General features: G+C 63.3%; 18 protein-coding genes. 1 reads left to right on the top strand and 17 read right to left on the bottom strand.

The genetic code is table 11. The features are described from left to right. Positions 1-275 precede the first annotated feature (275 nt). Positions 276-506, top strand: a complete 231-nt coding sequence (locus CW354_RS20285; RefSeq protein WP_133162398.1) for a hypothetical protein — start codon at positions 276-278, stop codon at positions 504-506. 8 nt (positions 507-514) lie between these two features. On the opposite strand, the gene CW354_RS20280 is transcribed toward CW354_RS20285, so the two are convergent. The 17 genes from CW354_RS20280 to CW354_RS23580 all read right to left on the bottom strand — a co-directional run bounded on the left by CW354_RS20280 (position 515) and on the right by CW354_RS23580 (position 16,681). Continuing rightward, complete coding sequence (locus tag CW354_RS20280; protein WP_104831927.1) at positions 515-2,152, bottom strand: conjugal transfer protein TraG N-terminal domain-containing protein; 1,638 nt, start codon at positions 2,150-2,152, stop codon at positions 515-517. After that, positions 2,149-2,583 carry a hypothetical protein gene (locus CW354_RS20275; RefSeq protein ID WP_104831926.1) on the bottom strand — a complete coding sequence of 145 codons (435 nt, stop codon included), beginning with the start codon at positions 2,581-2,583 and terminating at the stop codon, positions 2,149-2,151. Before CW354_RS20275 ends, CW354_RS20280 begins: the two co-directional genes overlap by 4 nt. Beyond that, positions 2,584-3,930, bottom strand: a complete 1,347-nt coding sequence (locus CW354_RS20270) for an integrating conjugative element protein (RefSeq protein WP_104831925.1) — start codon at positions 3,928-3,930, stop codon at positions 2,584-2,586. 11 nt (positions 3,931-3,941) lie between these two features. Further along, entirely contained in the window at positions 3,942-4,985 is a 1,044-nt protein-coding gene (locus tag CW354_RS20265) for a TIGR03756 family integrating conjugative element protein (RefSeq protein ID WP_165793868.1), read from the bottom strand. After that, positions 4,978-5,436, bottom strand: coding sequence for a TIGR03757 family integrating conjugative element protein (locus tag CW354_RS20260; RefSeq protein WP_104831923.1), 459 nt, complete (start codon positions 5,434-5,436; stop codon positions 4,978-4,980). Before CW354_RS20260 ends, CW354_RS20265 begins: the two co-directional genes overlap by 8 nt. Beyond that, a complete protein-coding gene (locus CW354_RS20255; RefSeq protein WP_104831922.1) occupies positions 5,433-8,192 on the bottom strand; it encodes a conjugative transfer ATPase in 2,760 nt (919 codons plus the stop codon). The genes CW354_RS20260 and CW354_RS20255 overlap by 4 nt, the downstream gene beginning before the upstream one ends. A 4-nt stretch (positions 8,193-8,196) precedes the next feature. Next, positions 8,197-8,724 carry a TIGR03751 family conjugal transfer lipoprotein gene (locus CW354_RS20250; protein ID WP_165793867.1) on the bottom strand — a complete coding sequence of 176 codons (528 nt, stop codon included), beginning with the start codon at positions 8,722-8,724 and terminating at the stop codon, positions 8,197-8,199. Next, complete coding sequence (locus tag CW354_RS20245) at positions 8,684-10,117, bottom strand: TIGR03752 family integrating conjugative element protein (protein WP_104831921.1); 1,434 nt, start codon at positions 10,115-10,117, stop codon at positions 8,684-8,686. Before CW354_RS20245 ends, CW354_RS20250 begins: the two co-directional genes overlap by 41 nt. Next, on the bottom strand, positions 10,105-10,923 hold the full coding sequence (locus CW354_RS20240; protein WP_104831920.1) for a TIGR03749 family integrating conjugative element protein: 819 nt from the start codon (positions 10,921-10,923) through the stop codon (positions 10,105-10,107). Before CW354_RS20240 ends, CW354_RS20245 begins: the two co-directional genes overlap by 13 nt. Then, positions 10,920-11,597 carry a PFL_4703 family integrating conjugative element protein gene (locus CW354_RS20235; RefSeq protein WP_104831919.1) on the bottom strand — a complete coding sequence of 226 codons (678 nt, stop codon included), beginning with the start codon at positions 11,595-11,597 and terminating at the stop codon, positions 10,920-10,922. The genes CW354_RS20240 and CW354_RS20235 overlap by 4 nt, the downstream gene beginning before the upstream one ends. Further along, entirely contained in the window at positions 11,594-11,959 is a 366-nt protein-coding gene (locus tag CW354_RS20230; protein WP_165793866.1) for a TIGR03750 family conjugal transfer protein, read from the bottom strand. Before CW354_RS20230 ends, CW354_RS20235 begins: the two co-directional genes overlap by 4 nt. A 32-nt stretch (positions 11,960-11,991) precedes the next feature. Further along, positions 11,992-12,369 (bottom strand): DUF2976 domain-containing protein, encoded by a 378-nt coding sequence (locus CW354_RS22825; RefSeq protein ID WP_108723967.1) that lies wholly within the window; start codon positions 12,367-12,369, stop codon positions 11,992-11,994. A gap of 37 nt (positions 12,370-12,406) precedes the next feature. Continuing rightward, entirely contained in the window at positions 12,407-12,730 is a 324-nt protein-coding gene (locus CW354_RS20225; RefSeq protein ID WP_104831917.1) for a DUF3262 family protein, read from the bottom strand. Beyond that, a complete protein-coding gene (locus tag CW354_RS20220; RefSeq protein WP_104831916.1) occupies positions 12,705-13,058 on the bottom strand; it encodes an integrative conjugative element protein, RAQPRD family in 354 nt (117 codons plus the stop codon). Before CW354_RS20220 ends, CW354_RS20225 begins: the two co-directional genes overlap by 26 nt. 532 nt (positions 13,059-13,590) lie before the next feature. Beyond that, on the bottom strand, positions 13,591-14,340 hold the full coding sequence (locus CW354_RS20215) for a hypothetical protein (protein WP_104831915.1): 750 nt from the start codon (positions 14,338-14,340) through the stop codon (positions 13,591-13,593). After that, a complete protein-coding gene (locus CW354_RS23585; RefSeq protein WP_165793865.1) occupies positions 14,337-15,095 on the bottom strand; it encodes an ABC transporter ATP-binding protein in 759 nt (252 codons plus the stop codon). Before CW354_RS23585 ends, CW354_RS20215 begins: the two co-directional genes overlap by 4 nt. After that, positions 15,092-16,681: an ABC transporter permease family protein gene (locus tag CW354_RS23580; protein ID WP_165793864.1), complete on the bottom strand. Its 1,590-nt coding sequence runs from the start codon at positions 16,679-16,681 to the stop codon at positions 15,092-15,094. The genes CW354_RS23585 and CW354_RS23580 overlap by 4 nt, the downstream gene beginning before the upstream one ends. Positions 16,682-16,694: the final 13 nt, after the last annotated feature.

Raw genomic sequence — 16,694 nt, 5'->3', positions numbered from 1 at the left:
ACCGCGTCAAACTAGTTCATTCGGTGGTGACGCTGGAGGTTATTGCAGGACGGCCACGCATATTCTTTATCCCGATATCCTTTCCCCAATCTTGTTTGGGGCCCTTTCAAATAAGCCCATTACCATTCACAGTCCCTTAGCCATTGGGCCGTTTCACTTTTTCCCGTTTCGCCCTTTTGTCGCCCTCTTTGAGCGCAATGTTAATTTTGTGAGATGGAGGTTTTCGGATCGATTTCGGAATCAGGGCTTATCGGGCTATTTCAACGAAAGCGCAATTGACCAGAACCGAGCCACGAATTGTGAAAGTCGCCGGAATGTTCAAATTCTTTTTCACTCTCATAGAGGACCTCCTGCGCAGTGATGCAGAGGTGGAGGAGCTAACTGAACATGTTGACGAACGCTTCTTCAACTACCAGACGGGAGAGGCGATTGATCTGCCGACGGCTGGTGGCATCTATGATGTTGATGTAATCGACGAGAAATCTATAGATGATCTGCGCGGCTAATGTCGGCGCTATTTTCCTATTTTCGCTGCACTGGCCCGGCCGACAGTAGCAACTTTGCCGCTGACTTTCCTGCCTGCATTGAATGCGCCAGTCGCCGCCGTGTTGACGGCAGGAGCTGAAGCGGCCACCTGCAATGTCGACGCGGCGCGGGCAGCTTGATAGCCGGCGAGCCCCATCAACGTCGAAAAGATCAGGGGAAAGAAAATATACGTGCTGGCTGTTACGAGGTTCAGCAGGTTGAACTTCGTCGTCCCGCCAACCGGCGATATCAAACCGCCGGTGTTCGTATTGTAATGGGTCGAGAACAACGTATCGAGATAATTCACATCGGGCCAGAATGACTTCATCAGGTTCTCATCGACCCAGCTCGCCATATACCACCAGCTCGACCAGGACGAGACGGTGAAGATCGCGACGGCGCCGACAATGAGCGTCGACAGGCTGTAGCGGCTGGCGACGAGAAGAAACGGCAGCAGCCCGAATATGCCGAGCTTGATCAGCGCCTGAAGCATTGGCGCTGCGAGCAACATCGTTTCAAGCTTGGTGAGGACGTCCTGGCGTCCCGAGCCCAGCCCCAGTTCCCGTGCCGCTGTGCGCATGGTCCCGCCGACGCCGGCATAGTTGTTCCGCGACAACAGCAGGTCCTCGTTCGAAAAGGAGGGCGGGTTGTTTTCAATCAGTTTGCGCACCGCGAAATTATCAACGGCGCCGGGCGTCGCCCATCCCGGAAACGCCGCGGCGATCGCCGGAATCAGGCCGGCGGCGGTGGCGTTCACCTCATCGATGAGCTTGGCGCGGAGGCCCTGCGCCCCGGCGGCCGCTCCCTCGCCGAGCCACCATTGCCGGCAGGTGGGTTTGCCCCAGCCGTCCGCCGGCGCCGTCTCCCACTCGAAATCGCGGCTCGCGTCGTATGGAAATCCTTCTATAGCCACCCGGGCGCGCAGGTCGCGCCGATAGAACCGGTTCTGCGTGAGGAACGTTGCGGAGCCGAGCCAGAGTTCGCGCGGATCGAAGGCGGCGGGCCGTAATTCCTGAAGCTTCGACCGGGCCGGCGTAAAACATTGCGAGTAGAACATATTCGTCTCGGCCTGCACCGCCGGGTCGGCGATATTGGCGAGCTTGGACGTTGCGATGACATCTCTAAGGCCTTCGAGGCTCGGCAGGCCGGCGATGACGGCGCGGTTGAAGCCTTCGCTGAAGGCGACGACGCCATACCACCACGCGGGAAGGGGAATGTCCGTGCCGGTGCAAGAGGCGTCTCCGGCGGGACAGCCGAACACTGCATCATATGTTGAGTCTGACGCCGCCGGCGTCACGGTCGCCGGCGCCGGATCGGAAATCGTCTTCGCGTAAGGACGCGCCTGGATGTTGTCATGCTGAAAGGATGTGAGATCCATCGGAGTGCCGGCGAAACCGATGACGATCAGCATGACCAGAAGCTGCGTTTCCAACCGCGCAAGCGCTACTTTGGACTGGCTATCGGTGAGATCGCCTTCCGTTCGCGTGTCGATGACCGTGGTTATAAGGAGCCCAAGAAAGGGAAGGAAAGCGATTCCCGTACCCACCAGCACGTCCCAGATGACATTGTAGAATTGCCAGCCGAACAACGTCGTGAATAGAGACAAGGGGGAATCGAATGTGATCATCCGTCCTCTCCCTGCGCATCTTCTCGGATCAACGGGATCAGCCGCCGGCGCGAAGCGACGAAGAGGGGGACGCCGAGCAAGACGCCGAACAACACCAGCCCCTGGCCGATGGCGATCTCGATAACGGCGATCCAAAGCGCGCAGTGCAGCCAATAGCGCGTCGCGCGCGCGGCAAACGATTCGCTGATAAGATTAAGCCGCATGGCAAGCCTCGCGCCCTGCCGCCAGAAGCTTACGCCCAAGATCAGAAGCATCGGACGCACAAAGCGCATTACGCCGTCAAAAGTTTCCGTCCAGGATTGAACGTGGGCGAGCCCATGGGCGCCCGCGAGGCTGTGCAGGACGGCGCCAATGACCGCGACGGTGCAAAGGACGGCGCCGATGCTGAGCGCGGCGAAGCCTCCGCGTCCGATGCACCGCCTGCCGGTCACCTATTCGACCTTCCCGTTTATCAAAGGATTGGGATCGGACGGATCCGTGACCGACTGGTCACGGGCCAATTGACGCCGGCTCTCTTCGCGCTCGAGCACGATTTGCGCGGTTCGCGATACAAGGCGTTCGCGAATCTGGTCTTCATAAAGAAAATTGTCGATCTCTCTTTCGATGATGTCGACAAGGTCCGCCTGGGCGTCAAGCGCTTCGCGGACGCCTGAGATTTCCGGGACTTTCTGGCCGGTGATGATCGCGCGCCGGATCGCGAGCGCTTTCTCCACGGTCCGCGCCGTCGCGATGTCGCTGACGAGGCGGCCGACCGCGAGATCGCGCTCCTGATCGTCGCTGATGTTCCGGATCGCGCCGATGAGCTGCGTCGTCACTTCAATATTGGACGCCGACGCCGCGCGGCGGTTCGCCGGCGTCGGATCGCTCGCGCCCGTAACAAGGTCGACGATTAACGGACGCAGCGCGACTTTCTCGGCTTCATAGCGGGGCATGAGGCCGGTTCCGGGCACAGTTCCGGGGACGCAACCCTGGCAGGTCGTGATGATTTCATCGCCGAGCACCTGCTGGCCCCAGTCCGCCGCCGCGATCGGATCGGGCCACAGCTCGACAATTCGCGGCGTTCCGGCGACGGCCGGGGGCCCCGTCTGCTCGGGCGGCTCGCCCACGGTGATGTTGTAGCCGGCTCTCACCGTGTCGTGGACGACGCGAATGGGCGGCTGGTCGGCGCCTCCGGCGTTCGCGCCGCCCAGCCAGGGCACGCCGTCGTCGCCATTGGCGAGATCGACGTTTTCCGCCGCGCTGACAGGATCGTTGCCCGGCGTTAAGATCTCGGCGCGCATGGTGTTGCGGCGGGAGACTTTCACCCAGTCGCGAAAAGGATCCTGACCGGTTGCGGCGTCGTCGACCATCTCCCGGCAGGATTTCACCGCGATATCGACCTGGGCCTCAGCCCGAATGAGGGCGTTCTGGAAATGATCGTAGACGCCCGGCAGGGCGCGCTGCAGGACGATCGACGGCAGCGCGGCGATGGCGTTGTTCGCCGAGAGCACCATGGCGGATTCGAACTGGTCGACGCCGTCCTTGATGTCGTCGAGGATATTCGACACCGACACCACCGGGTCGAGCGAGGTGCAGGCGTTGGGCAGTCGCAAGCCGTCAGAGCCGGTGATCTCCGCCGTGAAAACCGTCGCATTGGGCGCCGCGCTTACCGGTTCGGCGCCGCCGATAGCGTAATACCATTCGCCGGAGCCCGATACGGGCTGCTGCGCAAGCGCGTCGTTTGCGGCGAGTGGCAGCGTGGCGGCGACGGTGATCAATAGGCGTAAGGGTATGCGCATGGCGTCGTTTCCTAAAAGTCGATGCTGGTGATGAAGATCCCCTCATCCTCGCAACAGGAATAAGGCCGCCACAAATTGAATGTGTAATCGGCCTTGTCGAACTTTCCGTCGGACCAGGCGTTCGCTTTGAGCCGGTCGTCGACGCCGAACGCTTCGCATTCGTCTTCCGTCAGCGGCACAAGCATTTGCCAGACCGAATTGTCGGGATCATTCTCGCGCAGTTCGCCAGGCTCCCAGACGCGCATCCCGCCGTCGGGCCGGCCAGGCAGATTGCCGACACGGATATAAATGTGCGGCTGCCCGGATTTGTAGACGATGTCGGCGGCGCGCTGCGCAATGACGGCGCCGGATTTGACGTCGTCCGGATTGCGCAGGAATCCGAAGCGCGGAAAGAGCGGCCCCCATGTGTTGCCGAGCGGGTTCGTGAGCGAGCGGTCGCCGATTTCTCTTAAGCCCGGAACCCAACTCGCGGCGTAGATGAGCTCCGTCGTCCCCGTGGTCCAGGCGATCGCATCAATGCCTGACAGGAAATAGGGCGCGAGCGGGGCGATATCCGTCATCGGACAAAAGAGCGGCAATCCGAAACCGCTCGCGATGGTCGCGATATTGCCCGGCCCCCCGATGACGTCGGCCGATTTGAAATGCGTGTCCTCGCGGTTCGGATTCGTGTTGTTGACGAATTTGCCGCCGGGCATCTCGCGGTTCATATTGACGCCCTGCGCCGCATATTGCGTCTTATGAGCGGTGAGCTGCGCGGCGGCGTACAAGGCGCGTGTCTCGACCCACGGACTTTCGCCTGCCGTGTCGTAAGCGCTGACAACAAGGGATGGGCTTCTATGGCTGACCTTGATCGAAACTTCGACGGAACAGGCCGTAATGCCGCAATCGAGCCAGAAGCACGCTCCAGAGATCCGCCATTCCATGCAGCCGAAATTCGACGAGGCGGCGACGATCTCCGGCGTCGTGATCGAGTCCCTGGCCGCTGCCGGCTGAGCGAAAGGCGATGCGGCCAGAATCGCCGCAACGTACAACAAAATGCAAACGCGCTTATTCACGGCCGGTCTCCTTGGCGCGTTCAAAGGCAGCGATCGCCCGCGCAACATCGGTTTCGCCATAGACAACGGCCTCGCCAGCGTTGAAGACGATGGCCGGGACATGCGTCAGCTTGAGCGAAAAGGCCCGCTCAAGTCCGACGGAGACGCGCCGAGCGCGCCGGCGCAAGGCGTCGCCATTGGCGGCGAACCGTGCTCTTGCTTCAGCCTTGGCGCGCGCCGGGTCCGCCGGCAGTCCGGCGCTTAGTTCCTCGGCGATGCGGTCGAAATCGTCGAGCTTGAACACAACAACGCGATAGCCGGCTTGGGTATAGGGGGCCCAGGGCGAGGGCAGGACGATTTCGTAATCGGCTGTCGTGAATATTTCGATGTCGGCGCCGGCATGCGCGGGGCTTGCGATGGCAAGCGCACCAATTGCGAGAAGAAGGGCGAGAAGAAAACGCATCCCGATCATCGCTGGGCGTCCAGCTCGGCTGCGATGCGTTCGGCGGCTTCGAGCTCCGTTGCGAGGCCGTGCTCTTCCATCAAATGGGCGCGGCGCGCCTTTTCATGCTTTTCGGTTTGCGCGAGCGCCAGCGCGATCGACGGCGGCACGATGCGGATAAGGCTTTGCAGCCGGTCCGACAGAATGACGCCTTCGGTGTATTTTCGATCCTCTTTCCGGGCGCTCAAGAGCAGCGCCTTGGTTTCCGCGTCGAGGTCTTTGAAGCGCGCGACCTGCTCGATCTCGTCTTTCGGCATGGTCAGGAGGATCCAGAACTCCGCCATGTTGAGCATTTTTTCCGACGCGTCCGGAAAGTCGGCGAGATTTTGCGTCGCGAGCCAGAACCAGGCGCCGAGCTTGCGCCACATCTTGGTGATCTTCACCACATAGCGCGCCAGCAAGGGATTGGTGGTGATCATATGCCCTTCGTCGGTGACGACGATGGTCGGCCGTTCGTCATATTCGTCCCGCTCCACGAGGGCGGAGATCCGATTGATGAGCGAAATATAGGCGACGGCGAGCTCGCCTTCGTTCCCGTCATTGGCGAGCGCGCCGAGATCGACCAGGGTGACGTCGCATTCCGGAAAGGCTTGGCCCCCGCGATTGAAAAGCTCGCCGCCGATGGAGCGCGGGTCGGTGAAGAGCGCCATGGCGTCGGCCATTTCCTTGATCCGCTCGCGCCTTCCGCCGCTGTGGACGGGCGCCGCCGCCATTTCGTTCATCACGTCGACGATATGGCCGGGGCGCACGGTCGCACGCCCTCGCGCACGGGCCGTTTTCGCCGCCTTGAGGATCGCTTCGCGGATGACCAGCCGATCCGACCTTGTGATCCGGGCGTCCTCCTTGTCTTCCCCGCCGGTGATCATCAGCCGGGCGATGATTTCGAGTTCCCCGAGAACGTCGCGGTGATCCTCGCCTTCGTCTTCATTGTCGGAGGCGTCGAGCGAGTCTTCCGTCTGTGCGACGAATTCGCGTTCGTACCTTTTGTCGAGCAACCGCCAGGTGTCGGCAAAAGGCGGCAGGGAGACGTTGCAGCCGGGGCGAAGATCGAGGGCATTCACGGACAATCCTTCCCGCGCGAAATAATCGCCGAGGAGATTGAAGCTCCGTCCCCGCTCGATGATGAAGAGCCGCGGCTTGTGGGCCGCAACGATCGACATCAGCATCGCGACGAGCGTCGCGGACTTGCCGGCGCCCGTGGGGCCGAGCAGGAGGAGATGCGCGTTCTTTGCGCGGTCGGATTTCTGCAATGGGTCGATGGTCAGCGGCTCGCCGCCGCGGTTGAAGAAGAGGAGCCCCGGATTGCCGGTTCCGCGCGAGCGGCCGAATAGGGGCAGCATGCGCGCGATGTGGGAGGCGTAATGAAGGCGGCTGCGCCGGTGGGACTTCAGGCGATCGGCCCGATAGGCCATGGGCAAATTGTCGAACCAGCGGTCGAGCAAGAGGAGCTCGTGGCGATTGTCGATCGCGTGGAGGCCCGTCTGGTGAAAGAGCGATGAAACTTCCCGCTGCGCCCGTCGAAGCCCCGCGAGATCGTTCCCGCGAATATAGGCGGCGATTTCAAGCGGGTAGAGATCGTCGCCTTTCGCCATTTTCAGTTTGACGAGCTGGGCTTCTTCCTTGACGAGACCCACGCCCATTTCGCCGCCGAGGGCGTTGTCTTCGACATCGGCGATATGGTTTTCCGTCGCGTCGCGAGGCTGGAAAATGATGGTCATAACGAGGATCGTTCTCTCGGGAAGCTTGTCGAACAAGGCGAAGGCGCGATTGTTCTTCTTCTGCTCGCAGGTGAAATGACCGGGTTTCGGCGCCTTCTTAAATCCCAGGGTGGTTACGATGGATGTGGGCGCGCCATCGAAATAAAGAACGCCGTGCTTCCCATCGGCGACGGGCTCTGCGAAGAGCAGCATGTCGGCGAAGTCGCGGCCGTAAGGGAGATCGTCGTCGCCGGGATAGGGCGCGAGCGCAAGAAGCGCGGCCGCATCGCCGCCCGTCAGCGCAGGCTTCGGATTGAACCATTTCACCATCCACGCGTAGAAATCGGCGCCGCCATAGCGGCGCCAGGAAACGCCCGCCGTCTTGAACGCCTGTTCGAGGCTCGCGGCGGTCTCGGCGAGTTCTTCATCGGGCGTCAGACCGCCGATCGGCTGCTGGCGGCCGAGCCGACGATAGAGAACGAGTCTGACGCGCCGCTGTTTTCCGCGCCAGGGCGCGTCGGTCACTTCCTTGTCTTCGAAATACCCGCCCTCGCGCGAGACATTTTTAAGATGCGCCGCCATGCGCTCGGCGTAATGTCGGGAATAGGCGGACCCTCCGGCGGCGCCGTTCTGATAAGACCTGAAGCGCTCGGCCATAAAGGCAAGGTCGGGTTCGTCCGACACATAGATCTGCATCACCCAGGGCATGGGGTCGATTTCGGGAATCGTATCCGCAACAATGCCGGCAAGATCGTTGCAGAGTTCCGCTTTGGAAGCGTCCGAGCGGCCTTCGGTGCTGATCGGCTCCACTTCCCAGATCGCGCCGACGGACCTTCCGTCTTCGAGCAGAAAACTCTCCGTCTCAGGACAATATTCCCGCCAGGGCAATTCGTCAGTGAAATTATCCTGGGGCTCGGGCCGTGGAGGTGATCGCCAGCGCTCTTTCGCCGCGCCGGCGCCGGACGAGGTTCCAGGCTTTAAGAAATCAAGGAAGAGGCTGGCGCCCCAGCGTTCCGTTCGCGCCGCCATCGTCTCACTCTCCCGGCGCGAATTCGGCGTTGATCAGCCGATCGTCGCCTGGCGCGAGGCTCGGCGTGGCCGCAGGCGCAGGTTCGACAAAACGCGTCTCGCCCGGCAAGGCGAAATGTGTCTTTTCATAAAGCGTGAACGCCGTCGCGTAGCCGGGGACAGGCAGGCCTTCCTCGCCGGCGAGGTGCGGATGGACATACATCACAAGAATGGGATTGGGGAGCGTCGGAAAGAGATTGAGCGTCTCCGACGCTTGCGTCCGGGACCAGGCGACGAGGCGGTCATAATCATGGGAGTTGCGCGCGGCTGTTTCGATTGTCGTCATGTGACCGGGTTTGACATCCCGGCGGTCCGCATCTTTCGTCGATGTCGAGTAAGGCCTGCCGGCGCGCGCCAGATGGTTTTCATAGATCTCCACCATGGAGGGCGCGTTCGCGGTGTCGAAAACCTTGTCCTTATTGGTCGCGCAGCCGGCAAGAAGCGCAGCGGCGCTAATCAAGGCGGCGCGCCGCGCCGTTCTGGGCTTGGGCATAATCGAGCTTCCTTCCATTGGGGTCGTAATCGATGGCGATTTCCTTCTCGATCAGGATCGCCACTTCCCGGCCCGGCTCGATGAAAACGACATCGAACGAGTCGTTGAGCCGTTGCGCGAGGTAATCTTCTGCCGCGGAAAAGCCGCCGGCGATGGAGCGCCCGGCGACATAGCGGCCGACATCGCCGTCGATAATGTCGACGACTGTGCCTGTTCCCGCGCCGATGATTTGCGACGTTTCCGCCGCCGCCGCGGCGTCGGCCGCCGCGCCCGCCGCCGACAGCGCGATTTGACCGGCGAGATAACTGCGGGCGTTGGAGACGCGCTTGCCGGAAATGCACGGGACGCCGTAGCGGTCGGCGATATAGCCGAGACGCTCCCCGGACCGGCTGCTTGCGCCGCCGGGCTTATCGCCGAAGCCGACGCCGCCCGCATTCGTCCGGGTCGAGACGGTGCGGATCGTGCCGTCCTCAAAGATGAAGGTCGCCGTATGGAGGCGGCCCGTGGCGCAACCGAGGGTCCAGTCGCCGACCGCGTCGCCTTCGAACACCATGGCGATGATTTCCGATGGAACATGCAACCCGCTGGCCGAGAGATTTTCCTTGCCGACGAGGACGCGGAAGGGCACGGGATCGCTGATCTGTCCGTCGATCGGCACCCGGCCGATAATCGCCGTGAACGCCGTGCTTCCGGCCAGCGTCGCCAGATTGTTGATCGTGAAATACGGCTCGGCCGGAAGCGGCGCATCGGGCGAGGCGTTGCCCGGGGCCGTCGTCCTGGCGATTTTGTCGAAGCTCGCGGGCAGAAGGCCGCCGTCGTCGCCTTTTCGCGCGTCCATCGGGTCGAGCCATAGATAGTCGCCGCCCGTGACGCCGTCGAGGCCGAAACCGGCCGGCAGGCCGCGCGCGTCCGCCATTGTCGCATCGTTCCCTTCCGAGCCGCCGATCGGAATGGTGGTCTTCATGCCTTCGATGAGGCTTTCAAGGCGCATCACATGAGCCTGCAAACGGCTCATATCGGCGGCGCCGTCGCGCGCGGCGGCGGTCTTTTGTTCGGCGAGCTTGCGGTCGAACTCCGCGGCGAGATCGGTCCGGATTTCGCGGGCTTTCCGTTTCAGCATCTCGTTCTCGGCGCGCATGTCGTCGAGATCGGCCTCGACGGACTTGTATTTATTGTTGGTCTTTTCGACCTGCGCCTTCAGCGTACGGATCGTGTCGGCGGGCGTGTCGCCGTCGGGCGACGCAGACGGGGCCGGGACCTCCGTCAGCATCTCGCCCGATTTGACGACCGCCGGCTTTTCAGGACCGGACATGCGAATGCCGATAAATCCGAGGAACAGCACGGCTCCGACGCCGAGGACCGGAACGATCTTGTTGGCGCTCAGTCGAGCCATGGTGCGGCGGCCTCCTCGAACCGCTCTTCGGAAACCACATACGCGGTCGTGGTGTCGCTATCGGCGCCGCGGGGTCCGAGCGTGCGATGATGCAGCGTCGTCGCCAGCCACTCGCCCCTCAGCCGCCTCGGATCGACGTCAAAGCGCTCGTTCAAGCGGTTCTTGAGTTTGAGCGCCGTTACATAAAGGCCGTTCCGGGCGCGCCAGGACGCAAGCGGCGTCACCTCGACATACGCCCCCTCGAATATCTGCGGCGCGACGGTTCGCGTCACCGGCGTGCGCGTCACGCCCGCGAGCGGCGCGATCAATCGCTCAGGCGCGTAGACCTGCTGTGCCGCGAAGCGGGTGAGGGGCATCAAACCGTAATCCGGCGCCGGCCCGGTGCTCGCGGGCGCCGTCGTCCGGAGCGTGACAGTCGTCCCCGGCGCCGCTTCGCCGGCGACGGCGATTCGCACAGGCGTCGTCGGGGCGGACGTCTCGCCTTTGAGATCCAGGAGATAGATGCGTCCCGTTCCGATTTCGCGCACCGGCATGCGCGTCGTCTCAAACCCTTCGGCCGCCGTGATATAAAGCGTGTCGGCGACGGTCTGGACCCGCAACGTGCTGGCGAGCTTGCGCGGAAGGCCGGGCTGCACGGCGCCGGGAAAGCTGATCATGCGCTCTTTCCCGACCGGCAGAGAGAGCGTGATGGGCGTCTTGTCCCACGCGATCGTCTCCGCGCCAGCCGGAGCCTCAGCCGAGGCCGGAAAAACGCAAGCGATGAGCGCGGCCGCCGCGAGAGCCGCCAGTAGCGCCATACGGATCATTGACCGCCTCCGTTCGATGCGCTCTGCGACGCCGTTTCAGCGAGTGTGAGATCGAGCTTTTCCGGGAAATACCCTTCCGGATAACCGTCAAGAGCGAGGCCCCAGGGATTGAGCTCGCGATTGACGTCATAGCGAACGATGCGCAGCGGCCAGCGCACATAGGCCGTCTTCACATGCATGCCTTCGGCGTATTCGCGGATTTCGGAATCGAACCAGACGATCCAGGACCCGTCGCTTTCGACATGGACGCGGTCCGGCGTGAAACTCGCGCCGGGCAGCTCGGCGATCGAGCGCCTGCGGCCGCGGGTTTCGCCCTTGCCGTGCCGGCGATCGAAATCCGCCGTCAGATAGGCTTGATAGTCGGGCGTCAGGAAGGCCTGAAGCCGATAGATGTTTTTCGGATAGTCGCTATCGCCGTCTTCCCGCCAGTATTGCAGCTGCTGAAAAATGTAAGACGCGAATGTGTAGACATTGGCGGTCGGTACGGCGCCGGCGTTCTGAACCGAGGTCTGGCGCATGTCCGGCGGGATGTGAACCGTCAACTGCCTGGGCGCCGACCGCCAGCCCATCCACAGTAGAAACATGAGGGCGACGCAACCGCTCAAGGCGATTCGCAAGGTGAGGATGTGGGAGTCTTTCGAAGCGACGGCGTCGGTGAAGCGTTTCCGGGTCATCTTGTTCGCCCCAGTGCGAGCTTGCCCTTCGGCAGCCGGAAGCGGGATTTGACAATCCCGCGCCGGTGCAAGGCGATAGGGATCAATTGTTGATAGTAGCCGGGCGGACGGTTGCGCTTGATCCGCTGGAGGATGGTGGCTGAGACAAAGACCGACCCCAGCATCAGGAGAAAGGCGGCGCCGAGACCCAGCATCCAGCCGCCGACAAATGACGCGACAAATGTGCAAAGCGGCAGGAGCATGGCGAGGGAGAGGACGGCGATGAAGATGAGTTCGCCCGCCGTGCATCCGCGAAAAACGGTGGGCGGATCGTTTACGCGGATCGCGAGGACATGGTCCAGATCGTCTCGGGGGGAAGACATGACGGGCGAACTCAAACCTTTGTTGCTTCGTCTTAGAGGGCGGTGATGTAGCCGGTGGCGTTGTTGAGGATGACGGCGGCTATGCCGACGACGATGGCGCCGACGCCGCCGACCATGGCGACTTCGCCGAGTTCGGCGCGGTTCTGACGCCATTGAATGAACTTCATGACGACGGCGGCGATAAAGCCGAACGAAATCAGCGTCAGGAAGACGACGGCGGCGACGTCCGTGAGATCTTTCGCCGAGTTGTTGGTCAGCTGCAGAATATTGCCGTCGGCGGCGCCGTCGGACGGCGTCGGCGGGGCCGGCAATTGCGCCGCCGCCGGGGCGATGATGATCGTCGCGGCGATTCCGGCCGCCAGGACGGCGCGTTCAAGGATTTGAGCGCTGCGTTTTATCAATTTCGACATGGCTTCCTTCTCTCCTTTTAAAGATGCGGGCCGCCGTTCACGGCCGAATGAAAAACCCCACAAACAGCGCCACCAGGGAAATCCGGAGCCCGACCCATAAGAGTTCGCGGGACTCAAGGCGCGCTTTCGCCCATCCCTGGAATGCGCCAAACAAGATCCAGACGATGACGAACGCCGTCATGACGCCGACAAACTGCGCGATGACGGTTTTCATCGTCCCCGCCGCCTGACCCGAGCCTGTCTGGAACTCGGCTTCAGACGCCGCCGACATCTGCGCGATTGCCGGCTCGGCGATCGCGAGCGCGACGAGTCCGAAGACTAGACCCGCGGCTATGCTATTGCGCCGGATCGACGACCACATAGGAAGCCTCCAGCGGTTCGAAGGTTCGCGGTTGCGGGCGGCGTTCGTCGAGATATTGACGAATGCCGAGTTTGACTTGCGTCAGCTCCGCGCGAAGCGCGTCGTAATCAAAGTAGATGCGGGCGCCTGAGAGGCGGCGTGCTTCGGCGTCGGCGATCAAGCGCTCGATCGCCTGGAATTCCTGGAGAGCGCGCGCGAGCGCTTCGCGTTCGGCTTCCGCGGAGCGTTGGGCGGCGGCGCTGTCAGGCGTGGGCATCTCTTCCGCCCGCAAAGGCGCGGCGGCCAGGACGAGCCCCGATGCTATGACAGCTCTTATGCCTCTCATCATGCCGTTCTCCTTCGCAAGGACTTTCGTTCGGTTACGCGCGAAGGCTGCGGCGGGCGGGGAGATTTGGGAATCGAAATGTCAGACGCCGCTTGTCGAGAAACGATTGAGTCCGCTTGTTTAAGTCGGACGTGTTCAGATCGAGATTGGGCGAGAGGACCCGAATTCCAGTGTTTCCATGCGACCTGGCGATTTGGCGGACGCCGCTCTATTGTCGCCCAATGTGCGGACGATTTTGGGCGTCACTCACCTGGGAGGAATATCGCGAGCTGCTCGACCTCACGGGCGAGCTGCCGGAGACGAATTTTTGGCCAACGGCAACGGGGTCGCTACGCATAATGTACTGATTGGTAGCGAATACGACGGGGTAGCGAAAAGGTGAGATGGGGCCTTGTTCCGCCTTGGGGCAGGAACGGTCGATCGCCGAAGCTCAATTTATCGTCGGCTTTCCATGCTTGAAGAGACGTTTTCGGCGCGAGGTGAAGCGGCCAAGTCATAATGTTAGGCTTCCGCGCAAGGGAAAAACATGATGGCATCAGAATCCGAAGGTGAGGCCGGCCGTCGCCGCCCACTCGGGTGAAGCGCTTGAGAGACCGCGACGAACGCCCAGATCGAAGACGATCGACGATTGCTTGGGCTGAAAGCGCGCGCCGAAAAGGACAGATCGATCGGGCGCCGCGCCGGCCGCGTCTTCTGCCGCGACCTCGCCCGCCAATGTCAGCTTATCGGAGACGGAAAGCTCCCCGATGACGCCCCATGTCCAGAAAGCATTTCCGGCGCGATCGACGCCGCCGCCGACATTGATGTGATAGGTGAATGATGCAAGCGCGCCGCTCGCGATGAGAACGGCTTCGCCGCCGAGATCGTTCCCCCCGCCCCCGATCTGGTCGGGGGGATCGGAGGCGCCGCTCTCCGGCAAGAGCGCTCCGACTTCCGCCGCGATGGAAAGGCCTGATCGGTTCTGAAGCGCGCCCTCCTTGAGCAACGCCTTTAGAAAGACGCCGGGATCGGCGACCCGCCAGGATTCGTCCGGCGGCCGCTCCAGCTCGAACTCGCCGACGAGTTCCAGCGTGTCCGTCAGGCCATAGTTCGCCACGAGACTGGGCGCGATATAGGCTGTCCTCCCGTCGTCGCGCTCGACCGTCAGCGGACCAAGCTCGATTTCAAGCTCGCCTCGCTTGACGACGTCGGCGTCGGTCGACTCGAAGGGCCGGTAGGCGTCGGCCTCTTTGGGCGCCAGCAGGACGGCGATGAACGCGGCGATGCATAAAAGACGCGCCGTCATGGTTGATCCGCCTCCTGAGGGTTCGCCCGCCCGAGGCCGAGCGTATAGGTCCGCAGATGCCGCGCGGCGCTGGTCTTCGGTTGATTGATAGCGTCGTGAATTGAGCCCTCTTCGGCGATGTTTCCCGTTTCGAGAACGATCAGGTAGCGGGCAAGCGCCAGCACTTCCGCGGGGTCGTGGCTCACGAGCAGGATGGTCGGCCCCGTCTCGCGCGCGAGCGCTGAAATCATTTCGAGCAGCGCCGATTTTGTCTCCCAGTCGAGTCCGGCAAACGGCTCGTCCAGAAACAGAAACGCCGGATGCGCGGCGATGGCGCGCGCGAGCGCCGCGCGCTGCTGTTCGCCGCCGGACAATTCCCCCGGCCGGCGCTTCGCCAATGGCTCGATACCGCAGTGCGCAAGCGCCTCGCGCGCTCGGGCGTCGCTCACGGAGCGCCCCAGGCGCACATTGTCGAGGACCGAGAGATTGGGCCAGAGCGCCAGGTCCTGGAATACCATGCCGACGCCGCGCTTGTGCGGAGCGATCAGCATCCCCTCGGGCGTCGAGGCGAGCTTGCCGCCCTGAACAACCTCGCCGGAGTCCGGCGGCTCAAGGCCGGCGAGAAGGCGCAGGAGCGTCGATTTTCCGCACCCGGAAGGACCGAGAAGAGCCGTATGACGGCCCGCTGGCAGCGTGCAGGAAATATCGCTCAGAACAACCTGCCGTCCGTAGCGCTTCGAGACATTGTGCAATTCGAAGCCGCTGTTCCCGGTCATGCGCGCTTCCATCCGACGAGGCGCCACAAGGCGAACAGGAGCATGGCGGCGATCGCGACATAGACCAGCGCGAGCGCGGCGACGAACGCCTCGGGCGCGTTCGCCATCACCGTGAAGATGGCAAGCGGAAACGAGGCCGCGCCGGGCGGATGGAGCAGCAGCGCCGTCCCGATATCGGCGATGGCGAGAAGACCGGCGAGCAGGAACGCCGCGGCGGCGGCCGGGGCCAGATGCGGCGCCGTCACACGTTTCAAAAACAACGCCAGAGGCACGCCATGCACGGCGGCGGCGTGCGTCCATGACGGCGAGGATGTCGCTTGCGCTCTCAGGCCGAAAAGGGCGGCGACCGGAAACAGCCGGAGGCCCAACGTCAGGCATAAAGCGAACCGGCTTCGCAGGACCGGATCGGCCCAGGCCGGCGCCGCCGTCGCCAGCTGGATCATGCCGAGCGCGGCAAGCGCCGGCGGCAGGCACAGAAGAAAGAGACAGGCCGCGATCGCGAAGCGCCGACGTCCCGCATCGCGCCCGACCGCAACGGCCAAAGCGAATCCAAGAAGAACGGCGATAAATCCCGCGCCCGCCGCGTAGACAAGCGTATCGCCTCCTGTCCGCAGGAGCTCCGAAAAGGCGCGCGAAAGCCAGCGCAAATCGCCCCCCTCGACAAGAGAGTAGGCCAACGGCGAAACGAGACCGATCATCGGCGTCAGCAAGGCCGCCATGATCATGACTGCGGCCGCCGCACCGGCCGCAGCCCGCGGACCGCGCATGCGCGCGCGCCGCACGCGCCGCGTCTCGCGCGCCATCAGCGCCTCTGCGATGCGCGGCGCGACAAGAAATGCAAGCGGGCCCGCCGCAGCCAGGATGATGGCCGCGACGGTGACGCTTTGCCGCGCGGCGAGGCCGAAGTCGCCGAGGGCGGCGAAGCTCGCCAGGATTTCTGAAGCCGCTGTTTGCACACGGAACACCTGTCCGGGGCCGGGGTCGGCGATCGAGAGCGCGGCGCCGAGACCCGCCGCCGCCATGGCCGGAACGAAAGCGTGGCGGGCCGTAAGCACGATCGCGCCCCGCTCGCCGCCCGCAAGCCGCGCCGCCTCGACCGCCGTCGCCGACAATCCCGCGCCCCCGGCGTAGGTCGCAAAAGCCACGAGCGGCAAAATCCACGAGGCGAAGACGACGATGGGACCGGCCGGGCCGTCGAGCCCGCCGCCCGCGAGCATCGACCATCCAAGCGCGATGAGAAAAGGCGGCAGGAGGAGCGGAAGCGCAAGAACGACCATGAGCGCGCGGCGGCCCGGAAAGTCGTAAAGCGTCAGCGCAACGCCCGTCGGAACGCCAAGGACGAGCGCAACGGAAGCTGCAAGGACGCCGATCACGAGCCCGCCCTGGACGGCGGCGGCGAAGACGCCGCTCATGACGGCTTGGCCGCTCGACGTCAGCGCCTCTGCGAGAAGCGGCAAGGCCGGCGTAATGGCGAGGAGGAAGATCCCGGCGATCACGAGTCCGCGCCATGCGCCCGGCGCTTCCAGAACAAGCGGCGAAACAGGTCCGGATTGCAGGGAACGTATCGGCGGCGCGTCAGCGTTCATGCCGGTCCTTCCG

It is taken from the genome of Hyphococcus luteus, assembly GCF_002943565.1.
In the GTDB taxonomy this organism is placed as follows: Bacteria; Pseudomonadota; Alphaproteobacteria; order Caulobacterales; family Parvularculaceae; genus Hyphococcus; species Hyphococcus luteus.
Note: the sequence above shows the minus strand (reverse complement) of the source record. Positions and strands in the feature narration are given on the sequence as shown.

Bases quoted from the DNA above. Each gene is read 5' to 3' on its own strand.
- CW354_RS22825 (WP_108723967.1), bottom strand. From the start codon at position 12,369: ATGTCGAAATTGATAAAACGCAGCGCTCAAATCCTTGAACGCGCCGTC.
- CW354_RS23580 (WP_165793864.1), bottom strand. From the start codon at position 16,681: ATGAACGCTGACGCGCCGCCGATACGTTCCCTGCAATCCGGACCTGTT.
- CW354_RS23585 (WP_165793865.1), bottom strand. From the start codon at position 15,095: ATGACCGGGAACAGCGGCTTCGAATTGCACAATGTCTCGAAGCGCTAC.
- CW354_RS20230 (WP_165793866.1), bottom strand. From the start codon at position 11,959: ATGTCTTCCCCCCGAGACGATCTGGACCATGTCCTCGCGATCCGCGTA.
- CW354_RS20240 (WP_104831920.1), bottom strand. From the start codon at position 10,923: ATGATCCGTATGGCGCTACTGGCGGCTCTCGCGGCGGCCGCGCTCATC.
- CW354_RS20215 (WP_104831915.1), bottom strand. From the start codon at position 14,340: ATGACGGCGCGTCTTTTATGCATCGCCGCGTTCATCGCCGTCCTGCTG.
- CW354_RS20280 (WP_104831927.1), bottom strand. From the start codon at position 2,152: ATGATCACATTCGATTCCCCCTTGTCTCTATTCACGACGTTGTTCGGC.
- CW354_RS20245 (WP_104831921.1), bottom strand. From the start codon at position 10,117: ATGGCTCGACTGAGCGCCAACAAGATCGTTCCGGTCCTCGGCGTCGGA.
- CW354_RS20260 (WP_104831923.1), bottom strand. From the start codon at position 5,436: ATGATCGGGATGCGTTTTCTTCTCGCCCTTCTTCTCGCAATTGGTGCG.
- CW354_RS20235 (WP_104831919.1), bottom strand. From the start codon at position 11,597: ATGACCCGGAAACGCTTCACCGACGCCGTCGCTTCGAAAGACTCCCAC.
- CW354_RS20255 (WP_104831922.1), bottom strand. From the start codon at position 8,192: ATGGCGGCGCGAACGGAACGCTGGGGCGCCAGCCTCTTCCTTGATTTC.
- CW354_RS20250 (WP_165793867.1), bottom strand. From the start codon at position 8,724: ATGCCCAAGCCCAGAACGGCGCGGCGCGCCGCCTTGATTAGCGCCGCT.
- CW354_RS20225 (WP_104831917.1), bottom strand. From the start codon at position 12,730: ATGTGGTCGTCGATCCGGCGCAATAGCATAGCCGCGGGTCTAGTCTTC.
- CW354_RS20270 (WP_104831925.1), bottom strand. From the start codon at position 3,930: ATGCGCATACCCTTACGCCTATTGATCACCGTCGCCGCCACGCTGCCA.
- CW354_RS20220 (WP_104831916.1), bottom strand. From the start codon at position 13,058: ATGATGAGAGGCATAAGAGCTGTCATAGCATCGGGGCTCGTCCTGGCC.